General features: G+C 57.0%; 19 protein-coding genes. 7 read left to right on the plus strand and 12 right to left on the minus strand.

Annotation, left to right across the window (positions count from 1 at the left end):
* Positions 1 to 61 precede the first annotated feature (61 nt).
* The gene (locus CAG18_RS07165) at positions 62 to 1,453 is read right to left on the minus strand and encodes an LLM class flavin-dependent oxidoreductase (protein ID WP_085720678.1); all 1,392 of its coding nucleotides are present in this window, start codon (positions 1,451 to 1,453) and stop codon (positions 62 to 64) included.
* A gap of 16 nt (positions 1,454 to 1,469) precedes the next feature.
* Positions 1,470 to 2,450, minus strand: coding sequence for an aliphatic sulfonate ABC transporter substrate-binding protein (locus tag CAG18_RS07170; protein ID WP_085720679.1), 981 nt, complete (start codon positions 2,448 to 2,450; stop codon positions 1,470 to 1,472).
* Between the two features lie 304 nt (positions 2,451 to 2,754).
* Here CAG18_RS07170 and CAG18_RS07175 point away from each other — a divergent pair, with 304 nt between their 5' ends.
* A complete protein-coding gene (locus tag CAG18_RS07175; RefSeq protein WP_015270640.1) occupies positions 2,755 to 3,438 on the plus strand; it encodes a TetR/AcrR family transcriptional regulator in 684 nt (227 codons plus the stop codon).
* Between the two features lie 99 nt (positions 3,439 to 3,537).
* Here CAG18_RS07175 and xthA read toward each other — a convergent pair whose 3' ends face one another.
* Positions 3,538 to 4,350 (minus strand): exodeoxyribonuclease III, encoded by an 813-nt coding sequence (gene xthA, locus CAG18_RS07180; RefSeq protein WP_013972920.1) that lies wholly within the window; start codon positions 4,348 to 4,350, stop codon positions 3,538 to 3,540.
* A 133-nt stretch (positions 4,351 to 4,483) separates the two neighbouring features.
* Between xthA and CAG18_RS07185 the strand changes: the two genes are divergently transcribed.
* The 3 genes from CAG18_RS07185 to CAG18_RS07195 are packed head-to-tail and all read left to right on the plus strand — an operon-like array spanning position 4,484 to position 10,600.
* Complete coding sequence (locus tag CAG18_RS07185; RefSeq protein ID WP_085720680.1) at positions 4,484 to 5,134, plus strand: N-acetyltransferase; 651 nt, start codon at positions 4,484 to 4,486, stop codon at positions 5,132 to 5,134.
* Positions 5,135 to 5,186: 52 nt separating this feature from the next.
* A complete protein-coding gene (locus tag CAG18_RS07190) occupies positions 5,187 to 6,929 on the plus strand; it encodes an autotransporter assembly complex family protein (RefSeq protein ID WP_085720693.1) in 1,743 nt (580 codons plus the stop codon).
* Positions 6,926 to 10,600, plus strand: a complete 3,675-nt coding sequence (locus CAG18_RS07195) for a translocation/assembly module TamB domain-containing protein (RefSeq protein ID WP_085720681.1) — start codon at positions 6,926 to 6,928, stop codon at positions 10,598 to 10,600. Before CAG18_RS07190 ends, CAG18_RS07195 begins: the two co-directional genes overlap by 4 nt.
* Before the next feature lie 18 nt (positions 10,601 to 10,618).
* On the opposite strand, the gene CAG18_RS07200 is transcribed toward CAG18_RS07195, so the two are convergent.
* From CAG18_RS07200 to CAG18_RS26300, 6 genes are all read right to left on the minus strand, one after another.
* On the minus strand, positions 10,619 to 11,173 hold the full coding sequence (locus CAG18_RS07200; protein ID WP_043935675.1) for a DUF2589 domain-containing protein: 555 nt from the start codon (positions 11,171 to 11,173) through the stop codon (positions 10,619 to 10,621).
* Between the two features lie 75 nt (positions 11,174 to 11,248).
* On the minus strand, positions 11,249 to 11,908 hold the full coding sequence (locus tag CAG18_RS07205; RefSeq protein WP_015270636.1) for a DUF2589 domain-containing protein: 660 nt from the start codon (positions 11,906 to 11,908) through the stop codon (positions 11,249 to 11,251).
* Positions 11,909 to 12,171: 263 nt separating this feature from the next.
* The gene (locus CAG18_RS26295; protein WP_143492635.1) at positions 12,172 to 13,674 is read right to left on the minus strand and encodes a hypothetical protein; all 1,503 of its coding nucleotides are present in this window, start codon (positions 13,672 to 13,674) and stop codon (positions 12,172 to 12,174) included.
* 802 nt (positions 13,675 to 14,476) lie between these two features.
* The gene (locus CAG18_RS07210) at positions 14,477 to 15,436 is read right to left on the minus strand and encodes an ATP-binding protein (protein ID WP_085616644.1); all 960 of its coding nucleotides are present in this window, start codon (positions 15,434 to 15,436) and stop codon (positions 14,477 to 14,479) included.
* 2 nt (positions 15,437 to 15,438) lie between these two features.
* Entirely contained in the window at positions 15,439 to 17,361 is a 1,923-nt protein-coding gene (locus CAG18_RS07215) for a DDE-type integrase/transposase/recombinase (protein ID WP_085616642.1), read from the minus strand.
* Entirely contained in the window at positions 17,345 to 18,013 is a 669-nt protein-coding gene (locus CAG18_RS26300; protein WP_143492636.1) for a hypothetical protein, read from the minus strand. The genes CAG18_RS07215 and CAG18_RS26300 overlap by 17 nt, the downstream gene beginning before the upstream one ends.
* Positions 18,014 to 18,327: 314 nt before the next feature.
* Here CAG18_RS26300 and CAG18_RS07220 point away from each other — a divergent pair, with 314 nt between their 5' ends.
* Positions 18,328 to 19,257 carry a hypothetical protein gene (locus CAG18_RS07220; RefSeq protein ID WP_143492637.1) on the plus strand — a complete coding sequence of 310 codons (930 nt, stop codon included), beginning with the start codon at positions 18,328 to 18,330 and terminating at the stop codon, positions 19,255 to 19,257.
* Between the two features lie 113 nt (positions 19,258 to 19,370).
* On the opposite strand, the gene CAG18_RS07225 is transcribed toward CAG18_RS07220, so the two are convergent.
* Positions 19,371 to 20,333 (minus strand): DNA-binding protein, encoded by a 963-nt coding sequence (locus CAG18_RS07225; RefSeq protein WP_085616638.1) that lies wholly within the window; start codon positions 20,331 to 20,333, stop codon positions 19,371 to 19,373.
* Between the two features lie 172 nt (positions 20,334 to 20,505).
* Here CAG18_RS07225 and CAG18_RS07230 point away from each other — a divergent pair, with 172 nt between their 5' ends.
* Positions 20,506 to 21,411 carry a site-specific integrase gene (locus CAG18_RS07230; RefSeq protein ID WP_085616636.1) on the plus strand — a complete coding sequence of 302 codons (906 nt, stop codon included), beginning with the start codon at positions 20,506 to 20,508 and terminating at the stop codon, positions 21,409 to 21,411.
* A gap of 105 nt (positions 21,412 to 21,516) precedes the next feature.
* Here the strand turns inward: CAG18_RS07230 and CAG18_RS27270 are convergent, their stop codons facing one another.
* On the minus strand, positions 21,517 to 21,723 hold the full coding sequence (locus CAG18_RS27270; RefSeq protein ID WP_085616634.1) for a hypothetical protein: 207 nt from the start codon (positions 21,721 to 21,723) through the stop codon (positions 21,517 to 21,519).
* An 11-nt stretch (positions 21,724 to 21,734) separates the two neighbouring features.
* Positions 21,735 to 21,944 carry a hypothetical protein gene (locus tag CAG18_RS07240; RefSeq protein WP_085616632.1) on the minus strand — a complete coding sequence of 70 codons (210 nt, stop codon included), beginning with the start codon at positions 21,942 to 21,944 and terminating at the stop codon, positions 21,735 to 21,737.
* A gap of 331 nt (positions 21,945 to 22,275) precedes the next feature.
* On the opposite strand from CAG18_RS07240, the gene CAG18_RS07245 reads away from it, so the two are divergent.
* Positions 22,276 to 23,526, plus strand: coding sequence for an AAA family ATPase (locus CAG18_RS07245; RefSeq protein ID WP_085616630.1), 1,251 nt, complete (start codon positions 22,276 to 22,278; stop codon positions 23,524 to 23,526).
* The last annotated feature ends 40 nt before the right edge of the window (positions 23,527 to 23,566 follow it).

Here is a 23,566-nt window from a genome sequence, read left to right on the forward strand (position 1 = left end):
CGGCCGGTGCGGCGCAGGGGATGTGGCGACAGAATAGGGTCGAGTGCGTGCCATCCACAAATTAAATGTTGGAATACCCGGTATTTGCCGGCTGAATGCGAACCTGCCGGCCAGCGTGCCCTTCCGGCAAGCGGTCGCCCTGGCCGAACAGCTTGTGGCGCAAGGTGCCTTCGGCATAACTCAGCGGGTAGCGGCCACGGCGTTGCAACTCCGGCACCAGCAGCTCGACCACATTTGCCAGGTCGTCCGGTTGCACTGCGTAGGTCAGGTTGAAGCCATCGATGCCGGTCTGGTCCAGCCAGCTTTCCAGCTGGTCGGCCACCTCGCTGGCAGCCCCCACCAGCACCGGGCCACGGCCGCCCAGGCCGACGAACTCGGCAGCCTCGCGCACGGTCCAGCGGCGGTTCGGGTCGGCGGCGGTGAAGGCGGCCAGGGCTGCGCGGCCGGCATCGTTCTCGACGTATTCGATGGGCGCATTGGGGTCGAGGCCGGCAAAGTCGATGCCGGTCCAGCCCGACAGCAGTGCCAGGGCGGCGTCCAGGTCGACATAACGGCGGTATTCGGCGAAGCGCGCTTCGGCCTCCTCCCGCGTGGGGGCGACGATCAACAGCGCCTGGGCGTAGATCAGTACCTCGTCCCGGCCACGCCCGGCCACCTCGCTGGCCTGGCGGATGCCGTCGGCGTAGCGGCGCAGTACCGTGGGCGTCGGCCCGCTGATGAACACGCATTCGGCGTGCCGCGCCGCGAAATGCTGGCCGCGTGCCGAAGCACCGGCCTGGAACAGCACCGGCGTGCGTTGCGGCGACGGTTGGCACAGGTGCATGCCCGGCACCTGGAAGTGCTCGCCCACATGGTTGATGGGGTGCACCCGGGCGGGTTCGATATAGCGCCCGCTGTCACGCTCCAGCAGCACCGCATCGTCGTCCCAGCTTTTCTCCCATAGCTTGTACAGCACCTGCAGGTATTCCTCGGCCAGGTCATAGCGCTGGTCATGGCCCAACTGGCGCGCCAGCCCCAGGTTACGCGCGGCGCTGTCGAGGTAGCCGGTGACGATGTTCCAGCCGACCCGGCCATTGCTCAGGTGGTCGAGCGTCGACATGCGCCGGGCGAAAGGGTAGGGGTGTTCGTAGGTGAGCGAGAAGGTGACGCCGAAGCCCAGGTGCTCGGTAACCCCGGCCATGGCCGGCACCAGCAGCAGCGGGTCGTTGACCGGCACCTGCACGCCACCGCGCAGGGCGGCTTCGGGGCCGCCCTGGTAGACGTCGTAGATGCCCAGCACATCGGCGATGAACAGGGCATCGAACAAGCCGCGTTCGAGCAGGCGGGCCAGGTCGGTCCAGTAGCCCAGGCGGTTGAAGGCCAGGCTGGTGTTGCGCGGGTGGCGCCACAGGCCGGGGGACTGGTGGCTGGCGGCATTCATGCTGAAGGCGTTGAAGCGAATCGGGCGGGGCATGGTGGGCGCGCTCCGCTCAAGGCAATACGGAAGCTGGGTAGACCGCGTCGGCCACCTGCAGCTTGCGTGGAATCAGGCCCAGGCCCTGGAATGTGTCGGCCAGCTTTTGTTGCTCGGCAACGATCTCTGGGGTGATGGCCACGGCATTGTAGTTGCGCCGCTCGCTGGCCGCTTGCAGCACGTTGGCGTTGATCCCGAGTTGCGGGGCCAGCAGTGCGGCGACTTCCGCAGGCTTGGCGTTGGCCCATTGGCTGACCTTGGCCAGCTCGGCGAAGAAGGTCTTCAGCAAGGCGCGATGCTGGTCGGCGAAGCTGGCGGTGGACAGGTAGAAGGTGCGGTTGTTGGACAGGCCGCTGCCGTCGCGCAGGTTCTTCAGGCCCGGCTGGCTTTCTGCCGCGGCGAGGAACGGGTCCCACAGGGTCACGGCCTGGACACTGCCCGATTGCAGGGCAGCCACGGCATCGGCGGCGTTGTTGACGTAGGCCGGGGTGATGTCCTGGTAGCTGAGGCCGGCCTGTTCCAGGGCAACGGCCAGCAGGTACTGGGCGTTCCAGCCGCGGCCGGTGGCTACCCGCTTGCCCTTGAGGTCTTGCACGCTGGCCAGGTGGTCCTGCTCACGTACCACCAGGCCGATGCCACGTGGGTAGGGCTGCTCGGCGGCCAGGTACACCACCGGCTTGCCTGCGGCCTGGGCGAACACCGAGGGGGCGTCGGCGGCATGGCCGAGGTCGATGGCGCCGGTGCTCAAGGCTTCGAGCAACTGCGGGCCGGCGGCGAACTCGTGCCAGCTGACTTTCACGCCTTGCGGCGCCAGGGCCTTCTCCAGGGCACCGCTGCCCTTGAGGATGTTGATGCTGTTGAACTTCTGGTAACCGATGCGCAGGGTCCTGGCCTCGTCGGCAAGGGCTGGGGACCAGGGCAACAGGGTACTGGCGACACTGGCCAGCAAGCCGCCGATCAACAGGCGGCGCAGGGGGGAAAAGGCACGGGCGGGCATGGGCATTGCTCCTTGAACGGGGAGGGAAGCGATGCGCCCAGACTAGGGAGGTGGCGTTTGGCATTCAATTTTTATATCTCTTTTTGTTAGATTGTTTTGTTATTTTTATATCCTTTTGTTTTGTGACGTCTGCGCACTCCGAGGTGCCTGTTCTGCGACCAGCGTGGCCCTTGGCCAGTGCAGGCAGCGTTTGCGGGTAGGCAGCAGCCGTGGGGTGGTGGCTACCCGACCAACAGCGCGCTTCCCTGCATGGCCGCGCTCGCGGATAATCCCCCTCATTCCAATAAACAGCCTGTGAGTGGGTATGAGTGATTCCGTAGTCAGCCTCGGCCAGCCTGAAACCGAAGGGGGGCGCAAGACGCGCAAGAACAACCCCGAGAAAACGCGCGAGGACATCCTCCAGGCCGCCATCAACGAGTTCGTCCAGCAAGGGCTGGCTGGTGCCCGCGTCGACGCCATCGCCGAGCGCACCGCCACCTCCAAGCGCATGATCTACTACTACTTCGGCAGCAAGGAGCAGCTGTACTGCGAGTGCCTGATCAAGCTGTACGGCGACATCCGCAAGACCGAACAAAGCCTGGACCTGGAGTCGCTGCCGGCCGAGCAGGCGATCCGCCGGCTGGTGGAGTTCACCTTCGATCACCACGACCGCAACGTCGATTTCGTGCGGATCATCTGCACCGAAAACATCCACTATGGCGAGTACGTCAAGCAGTCGCCGGCGATTCGCGAAATGAGCAGCCTGGTGCTCGAAGCTCTGGGCAATACCTTGCGCCGTGGGGTGCAGGAAGGTGTGTTCCGCACCGGCATCGAGGTCATCGACCTGCACATGCTGATGAGCTCGTTCTGCTTCTACCGGGTTTCGAACCGCCACACCTTTGGCGAGATCTTCCAGATCGACCTGTCCGATGAGCAGGTCAAGCTGCGTCACAAGGCCATGATCTGTGATGCTGTGTTGCGGTATATCCAGACCGAGCACCGCCCCTGAAAATTCTCCAGTGGCTGGGCCGGCTCCTATGCCGGCAAGCCAGCCCACGGGTGCAAGAACTGGCTTGCCGGCGATGGACCGCGTAGCAGCCCCCGGCGATCAGCTCAATTCCAGCCAGATCGGCGCATGGTCCGACGGCTTTTCCATCCCGCGCAGTTCGTAGTCCACACCTGCATCCTTGATCCGCGGCACCAGGTGCTGGGAGGCCATGATCAGGTCGATGCGCAGGCCGCGCTTGGGCTCGTCCTCGAAACCGCGGCTGCGGTAGTCGAACCAGCTGAAGCGGTCGGCCACTTCCGGGTAAAGGTGGCGGAAACTGTCCACCAGGCCCCAGCCCTTCAAGCGTTCCATCCACTCGCGCTCTTCCGGCAGGAAACTGCACTTGCCAGTCTTGAGCCAGCGCTTGGCATTGTCCGGGCCGATGCCGATGTCGCAGTCCTGCGGCGAGATATTCATGTCGCCCATCACCAGCAGTGGCTGGTCGTTGCGGAACTGGCCCTCCAGCAGCGCCTGCAGGTCGCTGTAGAAGCGCTGCTTGGCCGGGAACTTGGTGGGGTGGTCGCGGCTTTCACCCTGAGGGAAATAGCCGTTCATGATGGTGATCGGGTTGCCATCGGCATCGGCGAAGGTGCCCCAGATGAAGCGGCGCTGAGCGTCTTCCTCATCGCTGGCAAAACCCTTGTGCAGGCTCAGCGGTGCCTGGCGGGACAGCAGGGCCACGCCATAGTGGCCTTTCTGGCCGTGGTAATGCACGTGGTAGCCCAGCGCCTGCACGTCGGCCAGCGGGAACTGATCGTCGCTGACCTTGGTTTCCTGCAGGCCGATCACGTCCGGCTGGTGCTTTTCGATCAGCGCCGCCAGCTGGTGCGGGCGGGCCCGCAGGCCGTTGATGTTGAAACAGACGATCTTCATGGAAACATGATCCCGGTAAAAGGCGCGATGCTAGCCGACATCGCTTGCCATCACCAGCATGGCGGCTTCGGCAGCCTGCTGCTAACGTCCTTTCCAAGGCACCCATGAGCCCATTCCAGGAGGACTGCCCGCAATGCCCGAAACCACTACCGCTCCGGCCCGTGTCTGCCTGCTCGATGACGGCTACAGCCGTGAGGCGCGTTCGCTTCTGTACAACGCCTACCGTCACGAACCTACCTTCGCCTATATCTTCGAGGCCCAGCGCCCAGGCTACGAGCGGCGTCTGCGGGTGATGGTGCGCGAGTGGGTACGCCAGCACTTCTACCTGCAACTGCCCGCCATCGGCCTGCTGGTGGAAGACCGCCTGATCGCCATGGCCCTGATCGTGCCGCCGATGCGCCGGCTGGGCGTGGCCGACAGCTGGGCCTGGCGCCTGCGCATGATAATGGGCACCGGCCTGCGCTGTACGCGCCGCTACATGGACTACCAGGCCGCCCTGGCCACCTGCCTGCCCACCGACGAGGTGCATGTGCTGCCGCTGCTGGGCGTGCACCCGCAGTTCCAGGGCAAGCACTACGGCGAGCAATTGTTACAAGCTGTGCATGACTGGTGTGCAGACGACCCTGGTACGCAGGGAGTGGTGCTGGACACCGGCAACGAGCACTACCTGGCCTTTTACCAGCGCCAGGGCTATGAGGAAATTGGCGAGGTGGCTGTAGGACCAATCCGTGAGAGGGTGTTCTTCCATCCCAACCCGGTCTCTTCCAATTCTGCTTTTGCCTGAGCGAACCGCGCGACGGCTCCCTTGAGCGCCCGGCTCTGGTAGCATGCGCCGCATGACGTATTCAGGAAGATTGACCTGGGGCCTGGTTATCTGGGTCGCCAGTTTCGCAGCATGGGGCCAGAGTGAGTTGCTGGTGAAGGTCAAACCGGCCAACAAGGCGCTCAAGGCCAATGTCGAAGGCTATATCGGTAACCTTGGCGACCGCGATGAAGAAGCGCTACTGCGCTTCAGTCGCGGCGCCCAGGAGCAGGCGCGCAAAGCCGCGCAGGCACTTGGCTACTACCAGGCGCAGATCGACACAGAGGTCAAGTCCGCCAGCGAGGCTGACCGTTCCCCGCAACTGATCATCACCATCGACCCTGGCGAGCCGATTCGCCTGCGCAACGTGACCATACGCATCGAAGGCCCCGCCAGTGAGATGAAGGCTTTCCGCGTACCCGACAGCAAGGCCCTGCGCGCGGGTGAACAACTCAACCACGGCCATTACGAAGATGCCAAGCGGCTGATCCAGAACCAGGCGTCGCGCTACGGCTTCTTCAGTGGGCGCTTCAGCCGCCAGCGCCTGGCGGTAGACCCCCAGGCCGGTGTGGCCGATATCGAACTGGTCTACCAGAGCGGCCCGCGCTATCACCTGGGCGCGGTCACCTTCGGTGGCGACACACCGCTGGACGACGATCTGCTGCAGCGTATGGTCTCGTTCAAGCCGGGTACACCTTACGACTCGGAACTGATCGCCGAGCTGAACAATGACCTGCAATCGAGCGGCTACTTCGAAGGCGTGCGCGTGGATGCGGCGCCCACCGCCGCCGTGGGCGAAGAAATTCCCGTGGATGTCCGCCTGCAAACCCGCAAACCGCGCACCATGGGCCTGGGCCTGGGCTTCTCGACCGACGTCGGGCCCCGCGGCAAGGCCAACTGGACCCGCCACTGGGTCAACCCGCAAGGCCATAGCTACGGCTGGGAAACCGAACTGTCGGCACCCCGGCAGAACGTCGGCCTTTGGTACGACATCCCCCTCGACCCGCCGCTGACCGACAAGTTGCGCTTTGCCGGCGGCTACCAGAACGAAGAAATTGCCGGCACCGACACCCTCAGCAAACTGCTGACGGTGGGCCCCGAGTGGCACAGCAAGCTGCCAAGCGGCTGGCAGCGGGTGATTTCCCTCAAGTACCAGCGCGAGGAGTACCGTCTGGGTGATGACTCCGGGCTGAGCAACCTGTTGATGCCGGGGGTGAGTTACTCCTTCCTGCGCAGTGACAACCGCATCGACCCGCATAACGGCTACCGCCTGCAGTTCGATGTACAGGTAGCCAAGGAAGGGCTGGTCTCGGACACCAACCTGCTGCATGGCAACGTGCTGCTCAAGGGCCTGACCACGCTTGGCCATGATCATCGCTTGCTCGGCCGGGTGCAGTTCGGTGGCAGCGCGACCAATGGCTTCAAGAACAACATCCCGCCGTCGCTGCGCTTCTTCGCCGGTGGCGACCAGAGCGTGCGTGGCTATGACTATCAGACCTTGTCGCCGAAGAACAGCGACGGCGACCGCATTGGTGGGCGTTACCTGGTCGCCGGCAGCGTCGAGTACCAGTATTCACTGACCGAGAAGTGGCGGCTGGCAACCTTCGTCGACCAGGGCAACTCGTTCAACGACCTGGAACTGCCAAGCCTCAAGACCGGTGTCGGTTTTGGCGTGCGCTGGGTGTCGCCGGTCGGGCCGCTGCGCCTGGACCTGGCCAAGGCGCTGGATGATGAAGGTGGAATTCGCCTGCACTTTTCCATGGGGCCTGAGCTGTGAAACGCGTGATCAAGTACATTCTGGCGGGCCTGCTGGGGGTAACCGCAAGCCTGGGCCTGGTACTCGGCCTGTTGCTGGGGACCGAAGCCGGCAGCCGCTGGGTGCTGGGCAAGGTGCCCGGGCTTGAGGTGGCTGATTTCCAGGGCCGCCTGGCCGGTAGCTGGCAAGCCAGCCGGCTTATCTGGGCCGATGCCGGCAGCACGGTAGATTTGCAGGCACCGCTGCTGGCCTGGTCGCCGGCATGCCTGCTGCGCTCTACCTTGTGCATTGACCAGTTGCAGGCGCAACGTATCGACATGGCCTTTGCGCCCAGCGCCGAATCGGCCGACAGTGGCCCGCTGCAGTTGCCGGCCCTGCGCTTGCCGCTGGCCATCGAACTGGGTGAGGTCAAGGTTGGCCAGTTGCGGCTGGATGGCAATGACCTGCTTGGCGACTTGCAACTGGCGGCGCATTGGACCAATGCCGAACTGCGCGTCGACAGCCTGCAGCTGAAGCGTGACGACCTGCAATTGAACCTGCAAGGCAATCTGCAGCCCGAAGCTGACTGGCCGGTACAACTCCAGGCGCAGCTGCAACTGCCAACGGTAGACGGCAAACCCTGGCAGTTGGCGCTGACTGCCACCGGCGAGTTGCAGAAAACCCTGAAACTCGCCGGCACCAGCAGCGGTTACCTCGACGCCACGCTGAGCGGGCAATTGCAGGCGTTGGCCGAGCACCTGCCGGCGACTTTGCAGATCCGCTCCGAGGCATTCAAGCCGGCCGCCTCGTTGCCCGACACCGTGCAGTTCAACCAGCTCAAGCTCGACGCCCGGGGCGACCTGCTCAAGGGCTATCAACTGTCGGGGTCGGCCAGCCTGCCGGCCGAGCAGTCGCCGATTGCCTTGCTGTTGTCCGGGCTGGTCGACAGCAAAGGCGCCAGGCTTGATGCCCTGGACCTGAGCGCCAGCGATACCCAGCGGGTCAAGATGCAAGCCACGGCTGACTGGCAGCAAGGCCTGGTCGCCGACGCCCAGTTGGACTGGCAGGACTTTCCGTGGCTGCGCCTGTATCCGCTGGAGACGCCCCCTGAGGTCACCCTCAAGCGGCTCATGGCCCAGGTGCATTATCGCGATGGCAACTACCAGGGCACCTTCAATGGCGACCTGGATGGCCCGGCTGGCGCGTTTAGCCTGGCCAGCCCCTTCGAAGGTGACCTGAGCCAGGTGAAGCTGCCGCAGTTGGCGCTGACCGCCGGGCAAGGCAAGGCTGCCGGCAGTGTCGCCGTGCGCTTTGCCGACACCTTGGCATGGGATGTCGACCTGCAGTTGTCGGCGCTCGACCCGGCCTATTGGCTGGCCGAGCTGCCGGGTACCCTGGCGGGGCCGCTGCGCAGCAAAGGCGAGATGAAAGGCGACGCCCTGAGCCTCGATGCCCAGCTAGACCTGAAAGGCCGCCTGCGCGGCCAGCCGGCAATGCTCAAGGTCGAGGCCCAGGGGGCAGGGCAGAGCTGGACCTTGGGTACCCTGGCAGTCCAGCTGGGGGATAACCGCATCAATGGCAGTGGCAGCCTGCAGCAACGCCTGGCCGGGCGGCTCGACCTCGACCTGCCGCGCCTGGGCCAGTTGTGGCCAAGGTTGCAGGGCCAGGTCAAGGGCCGGCTTGACGTCGCCGGCACCTTGCAGGCCCCGCAAGGTACGCTGGCCCTGCAGGGCCAGCGGCTGGCCCAGGCGGAAAACCGCGTGCAGCAGCTGGACCTGGACGCCCGCCTGGACAACGCCCAGCGTGGCGTGATCGAACTGAAGGCCAGCGGCATTCACCTGGGTGACACGGCATTGGGCACCTTGCAGGCCAACGGCAAAGGCGACATTCGCCAGCAAGCCTTGACCCTGGCGCTGGACGGCCCGCAGCTCAAACTCGACCTCGGCCTGGATGGCCAGTTGAACAAGGGTGACTGGCGCGGGCGCCTGGCCAGTGGGCGGATCCAGGCCGGTGGCCAGGACTGGCGGCTGCAGGCACCGGCGCGCCTGCAGCGGCTGGCCAGCGGCCAGCTGGACTTTGCTGCGCACTGCTGGCGCTCCGGCCAGGCCAGCTTGTGCGGCGACGACCAGCGTCTGGCCCCCGAGCCACGCTTGCGCTACCACCTCAAGCAGTTCCCGCTGGACAGCCTGGCCCAGTGGCTGCCGAAGGACTTCGCCTGGCAGGGCCTGCTCAATGCCGACATCAATCTGGACATGCCGGCCAGCGGCCCCAAGGGCAACATCGTCGTCGACGCCAGTGGCGGTACCCTGCGCGTGCGCGACAAGGACCGCTGGGTCGACTTCCCGTACCAGGCCCTGCGCCTGGACAGCACGCTGGCGCCAAGGCGCATCGATACCCGCCTGGCGTTCCGCGGCGAGCGCCTGGGCGAGCTGAACGTCAACACCCGCCTGGATCCACTGAGCAACAACAAACCGCTGTCGGGTGATTTCCAGCTGGCAGGCCTCGACCTTTCGGTGGCACGCCCGTTCGTGCCGATGGTCGAGCGTCTGGCCGGGCAGCTCAATGGCAGTGGCAGGTTGTCGGGCACCTTGCTGGCGCCGCAGGTCAACGGCAACCTGATGCTCAGTGGCGGCGAAGTCAGTGGTGCCGAGCTGCCGGTCAGTCTCGAGGACCTGTCATTGCAGGCGTTGATTGCCGGCGAGCAGGTACAGCTCAACGGCGGCTGGCGCAGTGGCGAGGCGGGGCGTGGCCAGCTCAATGGCAACCTGACCTGGGGCCAGGCACTGGGCATGGACCTGCGTCTGCAGGGCCAGCAACTGCCCGTCACGGTCGAGCCCTATGCGACGCTGGAGGTTGCCCCGGACCTGACCTTGCGCCTGATCGACGACAAGCTGGCGGTGACCGGCAAGGTACAGGTGCCCAAGGGTGCGATCACTGTGCGCGAGCTGCCACCGTCCACCGTCAAGGTCTCGGATGACACGGTGATCGTCGGCCACCAGACCGAAGAGGGCAAACCGCCCATGGCGATGGCCATGGACATCGATGTCGAAGTGGGCCGCGACAAGCTTTCGTTCAGCGGCTTTGGTCTCACGGCCAACCTGCTCGGCCATGTGCACATCGGCGACAACCTCGACACCCGTGGCGAGCTGAACCTGGCCGATGGCCGCTACCGCGCCTACGGCCAGCGCCTGACCATCCGCCGTGCGCGGTTGTTGTTCGCAGGCCCGATCGACCAGCCATACCTGGACATTGAAGCGATCCGCAAGGTCGACGATGTGATTGCCGGTATCCGCCTGAGCGGCAGTGCCGAGCAGCCCACAAGCAAGGTGTTCTCGGAACCGGCCATGAGCCAGGAGCAGGCGCTGTCGTACCTGGTACTGGGGCGGCCGCTGGGCACGTCCGGTGAAGACAACAACATGCTCGCCGAGGCGGCCTTGGGCCTGGGCCTGGCGGGTAGCGCCGGCATCACCGGCAGCCTGGCCTCGAGCCTGGGCATCGACGACTTCCAGCTGGATACCGAAGGTTCGGGTAATACCACCAGCGTGGTCGCCAGCGGCAACCTCACCGAGAAACTGAGCCTGCGCTACGGGGTGGGGGTGTTCGAGCCCGCCAACACCATTGCATTGCGCTACAAGCTGAGCAAGAAGGTGTACCTCGAAGCTGCCAGCGGGCTGGCCAGTTCACTGGACATCTTCTACAAGCGCGACTTCTGAGCTGGCGCAGGGCGGCCGTCAACGGACAGTGGCCGCTTCGATGAACTCATTGGTATCGGGCGATGGCGGCGGGATGGGGGCGCGTACCGGGATGATCAGGCTGGTGTATTCCTCGATCAACCGGTTGAGGGCTTCCGGCGGTTCGCTGGCCTGGAACTGCATGCGGATCTGCACTTCATCGGGGTCACGGCTGTCGCCCTGACGGCTTTGGCCGCCGATGGTGACCTTGAAGCTGGCCGCCTTGTTTTCGCCTGCAGTCAGCAGTGCCTGCTGTGCTTCGGTGCCTTTGACCCTTACCGAAAGGTCGACCTGCATGCGCTCGAGGGCCAGGCCTTTTGGCGACACCAGCGCGAACAGCGGTACGCGCATGATGTGCTGGCCGTCCATGGCCACTTCGACCATTTTGGCTTTCATGGGCGCGCCCAACGCTTCGGTGTCGCATTCGAAGAACTGGTCGAACAGGTTGATGTACTGCTGCGCGATCAGGCTGTTGGTAGCACTGGCGGCTTCCTGCAGGCCACGGGTGATTTCGCGCAGGTCGATGGAAGTCATGGGGGCGGGGGATTTATCCAATGCTTCGACTCCTCAGGCCAGGTGGTGCCCCCCTGTTGCTGGTCAGGGGGGCTGTTCGGGGCAGGGAGGTGCGTCTCAAGAGGTGGCGGCGGCGAGCGCCGAAGCGCCGTCGGCGGCAGGGTTCTTCAAGGTATCGGCCTGGGAAATCAAGTCCTGGCTTTCCAGTGTGGCGGTTTTGACCACGGTCGGCTTTGTCGCGGCGTCGGTCAGGAAGTCGATCACCCGCATCATCGCTTCAGGCGGGTCCTGGCGCTTCAAGGTCGTGTTGAAGGCGTAGCGGGCGCGGGTGTCAGTCTTGCGGGTTTGCGTGGACTTGTGGCTGACGCTGCCTTTCACGTTGAGCCTGAACGGCCCCCAACCCAGCGAACCGCTTGCCTCGGCGCTCATGTCCTTGCTGGAAACGTCTTCCGACATCTGGTTGATGACCAGCTCGAACTCGACATTACCTTCTTCGATGGAAATGTTCGGGTGGGTGATGGCTGCCACCAGCGGCACTTTCATGGTCTTGCTGACCACGCCCTTGTACTCGCCTTGTTCGTCGACGATGGTTTCGTCGTAGTCGAACTGGATGGCCACGGCCTTGCCGTCCTGGACGCACACCTGCATCAGGAAGTCGGCGTAGGATTTGCTGGCGGTGACCTGGGCCTGGACCATGGCCTGCAGGGGGCCTGCGATCATGCGGTCCATCGGCAAGGCATTGATTACGGAACCGATGAGGCTGTTATCTATCGACATTGCTGGGTTCTCTTCTGGTTGGGTTCAAAACGTGGCCGTCAATGGTGGTGACGATGCCGGGGCTTCAGCGCGCGCAAGGTTCTTGCCGTTGATCTTCAAACGTCATTGAAAACGGCCTCTTCTGGTAGGGCATTGCCAGAAGCGTTGGATCAGTGCTAGGTTAATTTTTTTTCAAGTTTTTTGAAATAATAAGGTTTTTTGCCAGGTGAGTTTGGTTTTGTTTATCGGAGGGAAAAGACACTGAATGGAGGGGTAGGTTTGTCTTAAGTCGGCTTAACTGGGCCCGAGAAGTTTTCGGGAAGATTGCGAGCAAGTTTAAATGCAAAATCAAAGTGTCCAGCACTCAGGCACTTAAATGATGGCGTACTCTTTAGATACGGGTTAGGGTCAGGGTGTTGGGACAATATTTTTAAAAGGTACGGTGGCGAAATATTAATACTGCTCGCGGCTGCGTTTATAGATATGTAGTTAGTATAATAAAAAAATATGTCCGCTGCGAAGCTTTTTCTTAAGTTGGCAATTTTATTTAGGTGGAGTATCTCTTTGTTTCGAATGATTTTGAATTGTGAAAGTATTTGAGATTTTGGTATTCCGCATTCTTTGATTATTGCGTCAAGTGGGACTGATTCCAAAAATGTTTTTTTTATTTCTTCAAATTCTCCGAAAGAAAAACCTCTTCTGTAGTAAGTGCTTTGGTAGACGATAGGGCGTCTGTAAATAATGTCTCTTGCGAGCTTAGAAAACTCATGTCTCCCTATGCCTAGCTCTTTTTGGGCTTTATTAAATGTGATGGATTTGCCGTTTTTTCTGTAGGTTGTAAGCGTGGATGCATATTCGTATGGAATTTGAAAGTTGGTTTTCTTGATATCACTCTTTTTGACGATAGTGGTCGAAAAATCCCCGGCTCTGAAAGTGGCTGAAAGGATGCCCATTTCACTGAGTACTTCTATAATTTGATTGCCATGAATTCCGGTGGCTTTTTTTAAACTGCTTAGTGTTATGAATTTTCGTTTGAATGAAGATATATCTGCTGATTTCAGCAAGCGTAAATTTCTGCGCCCGTATGTTGTGAAAACCCCGCTATTGGCAAGTAGGTGCATGTCTACTTTTCGGCAGCCTAGGCGCTTGCAAGCTTGCTTGAATGTGATGAGTTGTGTCTTCTGATTTGTATCTATGGTTGAGATTCTTAAGTTATCATCAAGTCTCAAGCTGCTTGGTTCAGGGTGGAGTTTTACTTGAGTTAAGTGTTCTCGCAATATAGGAAGCGAGTTTCTCTCGATGAGGTACGGTGTGTGTTCCCCAGGGTGAGCGAGATATGACGCCCCACTTTCAATGACTGCCTTTTGGATTGACGCGATTCTGAGTTGTAGTAATTTGCTAATTGCCCAAATGGAAATGTATTTGTCATGGATGATTTTAAGAGAGTCTTGTGAAATTCTGGTTGGTATAAGTGACTGGCTTTGTAGTTTTCTTAGGTGGCCAAGTCGGTAGAGTTTGATGACTAGGTTTTTCGGAATGTCTAGCGTTTGTTTGGCTTGTATAACGCTCACCGAAGCAGCCAATTCTTCCATATAATCATGGATGAAGGTCTGATATAGCTTGTGGATTTTAATGATTTCATCTGTACTATACCGGCCCTGAGTGGATTTCCTGAATAGCTCAAAAGCCTTTGTACGCCAATGGAAGTATGGAATATCTAGCATCGTGAGAAGCTCCACTTTGGCGAAACTGATGCCGAGTATTTGTCCATGGTTGACCTGGCTCACAAAATCTAAGCTGGCAAGGGTAGTGGAGGGAATAGACTTGTATGATGCGTACGTTAGTTGGGCTATGATAGCTCTGTGGTTCAGTGGGTTTGGGTAGTGAAAGTTTGTATTGAGTCTGTTGTACGCATTAGTAATGTGGCCGAAAGCTATGTCCATCGCGCACAATGCCAAAATGCGACTAGTTTGACTCGTATAAGTTTTGCTGCGGTACTTTAATTTTGTAAGCGCAAAAAAAAATTGTCCAAAACTAATTGGTCTTTGTTTTTTAATATTGACATTAAAGTCAATTCAAGTTTAGCTGTGTCAGCTGTGACCGATTCACATACGAGGCTTGCTCCGCAAGCGCAGGATTCGCTCAACTGGGTAAACGGTGTGAATTTAATATGACAGTGTGGGCAGGAAAACAGATATCGACGCATATGGATTGGGCAGTATTCTACGCATCTTAGATCTTTAACCTTAGGTTCCCATCCCACTTTTAGGCATTCGGTGCAAATGCCTGATGCAAGGCAGTTCAATTGTACGGCGGGAACTTCGCATCCACCTATATCTATCGGGTGACCAGGCTTGAATGGTAGCTTTTTGTAAAAAGCAGGTAGGTACTCAATTTCCGGATATTCTCTCTGAAGAAGTGAGTGGAAATCACCTTGCTGCAATAGGAGTTCTACGCCTATTGTTAAATTGGTTCTTTTGCAAAAACGGTTCACGCTACTGAATCCATTGTTTAGCGCCACCCGTCGCAAGAGGCTTGAAGGGCTTTCTTCAGTGTATGGCGCGGGAATGTAATGAAATATTTTCATGATTAGTTCACCTGCCTGGAACACTCGGATTGGGACATGCTGAAGGGATTTTGCCGATCGGGAAGATTGTTTATAAGCTTAACCAGTGCATAAGATCTTGCTAGTAAGTCTACTGAAAGGACCTTAGGGTTTTGGCTGAGGCATAGCTGTAGGGCGTTGAAAGTGAGAAGTTTAATAATTTCAAGGTTTCCCAACGAAGCGAGGTAGATACGCTCCCTTATCCCCGGATCCGTGAGGTGCGTGCCAGGCCCAAGTTCGCCTATAGCGTACATCTGTGCATCCAGTTCTGTGAGTACAGTCTGGTATTCGCTATTCTGCAAATCACTGTAAGCAAGCAGATCAAGTTTTGCGTGAAAAGGAAATCTGCGGGCTAAGTCCGCGCGTCTGTAAATCAGGTTTTCACAACTGCGGTAATATAAAGATTCGGTGTCCTCTTCGTCACGCCCAACAAGAATGAAGGGGGTCGCTGTCTCGTCAAGCAGCCTTACGAGCCAGCTAATCACCGTTTCTTGCGTTTTAAAGGCGTCTTTCTTAATAAGAAATTGAAATTCATCAATCAGTACTGCCTGGACTTGGCAGGTGCGAAGCAGTGTTTTAAGTCTATGGGTCAAGTCGACCGTGTCGCCCTGAAGTTCGTCGCAGTCCAGGCTTATCAAAATTGTTTTCACTAAAGATTTGGGCGTGGTAGCAGGTGGGAGAGTGCATTTGACTACTGGGATGATTAATTGCTTATCATGCTTAAGGTGAACGTAGTGTTTTGAGGGGTAGGCTGCTTGAGTGAAGCTAAGTAGGGTGGATTTACCGGTGCCTGAAGGTCCAGTAATTAGAGCGCAATTAGGAGATCCGCGCAGTTGAGTGGTTTCAATAGCTTTCAAAATCAGCGCATAGCTGCTCCGATAGTTCTTGAAAAAAACCACTTGTTGGCTATATCGTTCTAGTCGATCTTTAATTTCGGCATCCATTGTTATTGCTCTTCAGGATTGAATTTAGTGGGGGCTGGGCACGCTGCTATTACATCAGGGAGATCTTCAGCACGTACCCAATGGGTCGGCTCAAAAAGCCCGTCTTGTTTGGAGTTTACATCGTTGTTTTTTGGCGGTAACCTTTGACATGAAGGGGGCTTGCCAGTTCGTGCCTTGTTCTTGTTTTTCTTGACAATGCTTTGATTAATTCGTACTCGATGCTTCAATGCAATAGAGTGATTGAATGTACGTTTCTCCTCTTTTATTTTTTCAAGAATCTGAAGGTGCGTGCTGAACAATAACCCTTCTTGGTATTCTGGATTTACAGCGTGCACGGTGTGTAACTCGTCAGGATTGTCTGGATGGCAGACGAATGCTTTCCCGAGGTCACTTACGTCATAATAAATCGTTAATTTTTTGCGTTGACCTCTCCACAGGTTGAGAAAAGGAACGCTGGGGCAGGTCCATTGTAGCTTTTTGAATCCGACACGACCGTTAACCGCAAATGCACTTTCTTTACATAGGAACATCTGCTTAAGAGTTAAGTCAGAAAATTGGCGAGGAGGAAATAGGTTGTTTATATGGTTGTCCCAATAGAGATCGGGCGAAGTTCCAATTTCACGATGGTAGCATTGGTGGTATACATTTTCGAGCCAATCCTGAAACGCGTGTTCGAGTTGATCCAGTGTGTAACAAGCTTCTGCTTCTGAGTTGTAGTCGCCCTTTTCTTTTGGATTGGAAAACGTCGTGCCTCTCATGTAGTGAATGAGTTGAACTTCAAGCGTTCTAAAAAAACGCTCAATATGCGGCTTTTGATTTGGCTCTTCAGGTTCACAAAAAATGGGTGTGCTGCCCATGCTGGCAAGTATAATTTTGAGCATTTCCTTGACGAACTCAGCACCGTTATCAATTACATAAGTTCTACACAGGCCAGTGCGTGAACTGTTAGAAGATAAGGAATTTCTCAGTGCGCTAAGTGTTGAATCAAGGGTCGGATTGTTCGTGGAAATTTTCCACCCTAGCACTCGTCGCGAGGCAACATTCATCAGGCAGGTAAGCCATGGCCTGCCACACCTGCCCCCATTTACATCTATTAATTGGATATCTAATTGATGCGAGTCGCATTCTGCGCAGTCTAACATTTCTACATGGGGTTGATTTTTTATCCCCCAATAATGTCGCTTCCTTGCCTCTTTGCTGCCGCGTTGCTTCTGGGTTAGCTCATAATTGTCATATTCATTTAGGATTCTTCGGAGCGTGCTTGCCGAGGGAGTTAGTAATAAATCATTGACAGGGCGTCTAGAATTGGTCTCTGCGACAGCTGCCTGGATCTGCTCAATTATATCTGTCCCAGAAAATGGGGTTTTAATTAAATAATATTCATTGATGTGATGTTGAATAATCTCTTGAATAGCAAAAGGTTGGCGCAATAACCGCGGTGTCTTACGCCTGATGGAGCGGGTAACCAGTGAGATGGGATTTTGGTTTGAGCGAAAGTATGCCTTGATCCAGTTGTGTACGGTATTGTAGCAGGGGGGAGTCGGATCATTGATTGTGCTGGCGGTACTCGCAATGATGGTTTTTACCTCGCGTATAGGGAGCGGGCCATTTAATTGCGCCAATACTTGGTCTACATAACTTTTGCGTCGCGAAAATGCATTGAGTTCAACCTGGGTCAGGCCTGCTAGGATCTTGTTGGGTTCGCCATTGAGGGGGGCTACTTGTGTTCGTATAAAACGTCCTTTTTGCCAGGCTTTTTGTAGCCGATGGTAGCGGTGATAAGTGATGGTCCCGCTACGCTCTAAGCTTCTCAACTGGTAGCGGTCGGCCACTATTTCCATCACCTCAAAAGCATGCCCGTAATAGTTGTAGTGCTCGCCAATAATTGGAGAAAACTCATCGTGGTCACTAGTCAAGGTGATCATCAGTAGTCTCCACTTTAACGACTGAGTTGATGGTCAATGGATGATTGAGGTCCGCATGCAAGACTTGATAGAACAAACCATAAGCAATAAGTCTTGGCTCGAAGCCGCTGGATAAAAGTGAGGTAATGGAAGCGACCTGCTGTCTACACTTTTTTAAATTGAGCTTGAAGCTCTCTACTTCACTATCGGTCACGGTAAAGGAGTGATGATAGAGCATCCTAAGGTTTCTTGTTCTGTGTATATGTCGGATGTCTGAGTCGAGCGCGAACTCTAAAGAGTAGCCGCACTCTCTTAAAATGGAAGAGAATAATTCAAGCTTTTCAACGCTTCGGCCATATTTGAAGCGGTTTTCGCTCTTGACTTCGTATAATATAGTTTGGTTGTTATGAAGTAATACTTCAAAGTCCGGTGTATAACTGGCACGACTCTTATTTTCTGTAAGTTTGAAAGGCTGTGAGATGTACTGTTTTACTGCTTTTCGCCGCTCTAACTCAAGGCAGAAATCGCTTTCAAGCAAGGAGTCACACATGACACCCATGTGGTTTTTACGGGAGGGAAAGCATGATACGCGTCGGCCATGGCGTCCATGAGCGATTCGCTTCACCGTCGATAGCGTAAATTCTTTCATCAACGCTTCAGGAATAACGATCATGGCTGCCTCCATAGTTCAGGAATATGTGAGATCCGACGATATAGATCCAAATAACAATTAGAATCATCTGCAATTATGAAGCCTGACAGTTTAATGTCATCCTTTCCTGATGGGCCCTTCGACGCCAGCCCGCCGTTATGGCTGGCGTTGTTTCGGTGTTAACAGATTGCGCGTATTCTCACTGTTTTCCAAACCCGTAAAACAATACATCGATTTTTTGGATTAAGGCTCTAACACAAGGGTCTCAGCAGGTACAGAAAGTTCCACCCCGGTTTTCACTGGGAACGTCTGCCAGCAAATTAGGTTGGTGATTGATGACTGATATCTGTGGGTACAACAGGCTGGTACGGCACTGCCGGGCCAAGCATTTCATTTTTACACTGGCGGCAAAAATCCACGTTGCGCCAAACGGGCCAGCGTTAGCACGTTGGTGGGAAGCAACCCACGGACCAACGGAAGACACGCAGCTCAATCGAAAATGGGATGCCTATTTTCAGGGCGCTTTGCCTAGCTCCGATTTGTTGAAGCTGTTGTTGAACGAGCTGCCAGAAATGTTGAACGGTCTCACCAGTCCGATTTGGTACGCCTTGTCCGATATCCAGACGAACCAAAGCAAAGCTTTTTGGAACTCCTGCGCCAACGCGGTGAGGATCCAGAACGCGCCGATTGGGTATTATTCGCAACGCCATATGCGTGAGGTGCGTGCATATCCCAACTTGGATAGCTTGGGTGTTTTCGTGTTGTTGTTGAGAGGGGACGCTCCTCAGTATCGTTATCATCGATTGGGGATTGCTAAATTTTTCACGCGTTACCTGTGCATAGCGCTCGTGGATTCTGTTTTAAAAAATATTGCCCGCGATATCTATCAGTTGACTGATATGTTGATCAGAACAGGCCAATTTGGCGACATCGCTCTTCAATGCTGGCCTGAAAATGCAGATGCATTTAACCAGCTAGTCGAGCGTTACGCCCAACTGGGTCGACGGCTCAGCGCCATTATTGGCATAGAAAGACCACAGTCAGACTTACTGCTGCTGCTGTGGCTAGTAACGGATGACTGGCAGTTGCTCTCACAATTTCGTGAGCGACAGGGCGCGGCCTCAATTCCAGATTCCTTTCGTCGAAAGTGGGCTCGACAGTGCCAGCGCTTTGCTTGCCCTTCAACGCAGCTGCTAACTGCTGAGTGTGAGACCAGAGTATTAGCACCACCTGAACAACGGGTGTGGAACAGGCTGCTCTTGTGAGTTAAGTGCGGCAACACCAGCAAATCGATAGCCGTTTCCGGTAGACGTGGCGGTGCGGGCTGTTGGCACGGGGCAGTGGGTATTGCGATTCACCACGACACCCGTATAGCCAATCAAACTGTCGTCAGCCGGGCGAGGAGCTCATGTAGTTGCGCGAGTTGCAGCGTCATTCGCCGCAGTGCCTGCTTGTCTCCACGTCGTTCAAGCAGTGTGCGGTGCGCTCGCGCGCGCAAAGCCTGGATCTCATCCTGCAGAATCTGTCGCCCTGCTTCAGCGGTTTGTAGTGCGTTCATCAAGCGTGCATTGTCTATGAGTGCCTGCTGCAATTCGTGCTCCTGGCGGCGCAAGTCCTGCACGCGCATCTGTTGCTCGGCGTTGATGCGCTCAAGTTCAAGGTAGATCTGAGCCACTTCTTCCTGCTTGCGCATGAGAAGTTCGCGGGAGTGGCGTGCCTCCTGGTGCAAGAGCTGGGTCTGCCGCTCATGGCGCTGCAGCTCCTGTTCACGTTGTAGGAGGTGTTGCTGTCGATAGTGGCTCAGCGCTTCGTGCGCTTGCTTATGCTTTTCTTCTAAGGAACGGATCTGCTGAGTGCGTTCTTCCAAGAGTTGCTGGGCATGCTGTGCGCCCGCCTTTAAGCGCGCACATTCACCGTCGACGGTTTGCAAGCGTTCGTTGAGTTCCTGCTCACGTCGCTGAGCGGCCTGACGTTCGACTCCCAACTCCTGATGGACTGTCTGCAATTGTTCCATCCGGGCTTGATCAATCGCGCGTTGTTGCTCGTAGGCCGCTTGCTGTCGCTGTAGCCGAGCACGGTCCTCGGCGACGGCCGCCTGGGCATCGGCAGCGAGGCGCTGGGCTAGACTGCCGATAAAGGTCTGCAGCTCGTCATCAAGGCGAATGCTCGGTGGGTGCGGTTCGGATGCCTGCAGCTCCTGCAGGTAGCGCAGGATGGTGCTTTTAGATCCCGTATTGCCGAGTTCTACCCGCACCGCCTCAATGCTTGGGTGTTCGCCACGGGCGAGTAAGGTATCGCGTGCCCGTTGCACCAGAGCCTTGTTAATGCCTGCGCGTGCCATGAGCAGAGTCCGACAATTTCGTACCGTACAAGCAGTATGCGCGTACAGGTACGATTGGCATATGGACTGGGAGTTTCGGACCGACGAGCTGACGTTCGAGAATGCAGATTTCTTGAACCTGACAGGCGTTTTAGCGGGATTCGGCGCGTAAGCGCGGTACACGGGAGGTCAGGTGAGCGACGCGGAGCGGTATCAGCAGGCGGCACGCCGGGCCAGCACCGCGCGCCGCTACGCTCAGGCCATCGAGCACTTCGAAGGGGAGTGGGGCGGGCTGCTGCCGGCGTCGAGCGTCAGCGTGGTGCGCTACCTGGCGGCCTTCGGGGCACGGCTGTCCGCCAGTACGTTGCGCACGCACCTGGCGGCACTCGCCCAGTGGCACCAGCAGCGCGGTTTTGTCGACCCGACCAAGGCGGCCCAAGTGCGCGACACCTTGCGCGGCATCCAGGCGCTGCACCCGCAGCCGGTGAAACAGGCGCCGGCGTTGCAGCTCAAGGTGCTGGAAGCCAGCATTGAGGGCTTGAGCGCCGACATGCACAGTGCACTACCCGCACTTCGACTGCGTGCCGCCCGCGACCAGGCGCTGATCCTGCTCGGTTTCTGGCGCGCCTTTCGTGGCGACGAGCTGTGCCGACTGCAGGCCGAGCACGTGCGGATCGAGACGGAAGTAGGCATGCACGTGTTCCTGGCAAGCAGCAAGACCGACCGGGACAACCGCGGGCGCAATCTGACCATGCCGGCGCTGAAACGCCTATGCCCGGTACAAGCCGTCGAACAGTGGCTAACGCTCAGCGGTATTGAGAAAGGCCCACTGTTTCGTGGCATTGATCGCTGGGGGCATCTCAGCAAGCAGCCACTTAATGCCAACAGTGTGTCGCGTCTGTTGCGCCGGGCTCTATTGCGTAGCGGGATCGAGGCCGAGGGCTATTCGGCGCATTCGCTACGTCGTGGCTTCGCTACCTGGGCCAGCCGCAATCAGTGGAGCACCGAGGCATTGATGGCCTATGTCGGTTGGCGTGATGTGCAATCTGCCGCCCGCTACATCGAGTCCTACGCACCGTTCGGCGAGTGGGCGCGTTGAATTTCTTTCAGGAACTTGATCGTGGGTTGTCTTCTGCATAAGGGTCCTGCGGATACCTCATGCTCAGGCATATGGGTCAATAGGGCCTACAGCCAGATGTCATCATCAATGAGGCTGTCGAGCGCCGCATCGTAGGGCTTTAAGTTGGTAGTCGTTTACTGCCTGAAACTGCGCTTCGGCGATTTTTCGCAACCGCTCGACTTGCTCGGCAGGACTGCCGGAGGCTTGGGCTTCGTGGTATCGCCTCATCGCGTCCACGGCGTCTGTATACATTCGATGGTCAGGGTAAACTACCGATGGTTTGTGCGTCATTCGCCTGCGCCTCAATGGATGGTCGATGGGGAATGCCCGGCGTTAACCAGCTGAAAATCAATGACCGCTTGGTAGAGTGAGTCAGCCAGTAGCCGAAGACGCGCCACTTCAGGCTCGGAAACACCCGCATCCTCGGCTTCATGCAACTGGCGCAGTGCCTCAAGTGCTTGTCGCAACAGCGGCTCTCCAGCCTCTGCCATCCCAATCAGGGTGCGTTTCACGGCAGCTTCCTCGACGACGTTACTCACGAACTATACGCCCTGAGGCCAATGCTTAGCTAGGTCGGCACGAGCGAGGCACAGTTATTAGAGCCTATCTATCATTGTCCGTGGCAGCATGAGCTCCTGCATTAGCGGTGACCATCGAGAACGTTAATTGGCACTTGGAGCAGGGATGTCGAGACTTCGATACTCGATGGTGCTCATCAAAGTGTGACGCCGGCTTGTGGCTACCAAGTTTGGCTATCCATCTTCTGCAGTTGCTTCCCTATGGTCACGAACTACAAAAAACGAGTAGCATTGCGGTGCCATCACACCACAGCGCAGGAGTAGCATGAGCAGGAAAGCGATAAGCGAGGTGTTCACCCCTCGCAGCAGGGAACTGAATCCAGCCATGTACGTGCACCGCCCGCGACTGGAGAAAGACCTCGCCAGAGCGTTCGCCCGGCACAGTCACACTCTCCTGTTCGGAGAAAGTGGGAATGGAAAGACTTGGCTTTTCAAGAAATCGCTAGCTGCGAATAAACTGCCGTACATCGCCGTTAACTGCGCCAACGCATCGCGAGCAAACTCCCTTACGCAGGAAATTTGCCGCTGCATCATCGAGCCCGGCACTGCTGTCAAGATGGGTTACAACGAAGAAAAGGCCGCTGAGGTAAGCGCATACTTCGCAAAGGGTGGATTGAAGCATACAGGCATGTACAACATCGCCCAAGAGGAACCATTGCTGAGAGCGTTCAAGCTCTTAGCAAGCAGCGGTCCGGGCGGGGTCGATCAAAAAAAGATTATTGTCCTAGATAACCTTGAATCTATTTTTGACACGCCGGCGTTGATGTCAGAGCTTGCAGACTTAGTAATTCTTTTGGATGATACTCGATACGCCGACTGCAACATAAACTTCCTGATCGTTGGCGTTCCGAACGGTGTCCTCCAATATTTTCGTGAAACTAAGAACTCTGAATCTGTTTCCAATCGAATAACAGAGATACGAAAAGTAGGAAGCCTGGATTCTGGACAGGTTCAGGAAATCGTTCGAAAAGGCTTCGAACAGCTTGAGATCAAGATGGAAGCTGTCGAGTACATAGAGGTTTCCGATCATATCTGGTCGATCACCTTAGGCATAGCACAACGCGTACATGAATACTGCGAAGCGTTAGCCGAGGAGATTGAGGAAAACGACTGGATCTACGATTCGGACCTACTTGATCTCGCAGATGAAGCTTGGATGTTAAGCGGTCTGCGGCAGTGCTATACCGTAATCGAAGGGCACCTAAACAGTCGCGATACCACCGTAGCCCGAAGAAACCAGGCAATTTACTGCATCGCTCAACTCAGCGGGCATCAATTTGATGCGAACGACGTTGACAAAGTCATACGAAGTGAGTTTCCGAAAACTGCCGTAAAAAATATGGGTATAGGCAATATCCTTGCCGATCTAGCATCGGGCAGTACGCCACTGCTGTCGAGGAATGACCGTTCGGGCTCGTACACCATCCGAGACCCCAAATACCTCATGTGCATAAAGGTCATGCTGCGTAAGGATCGAGCCGGCTCAAAGGTAGTTAAGAAGAATTTCACTCGGTGAAAAATCAAGCCCCTCCTAGGAGGGGCTTTTCGACGTCAGA

The sequence above is a fragment of the Pseudomonas sp. B22(2017) genome, assembly GCF_002113105.1.
Lineage (GTDB): Bacteria > Pseudomonadota > Gammaproteobacteria > Pseudomonadales > Pseudomonadaceae > Aquipseudomonas > Aquipseudomonas asiatica.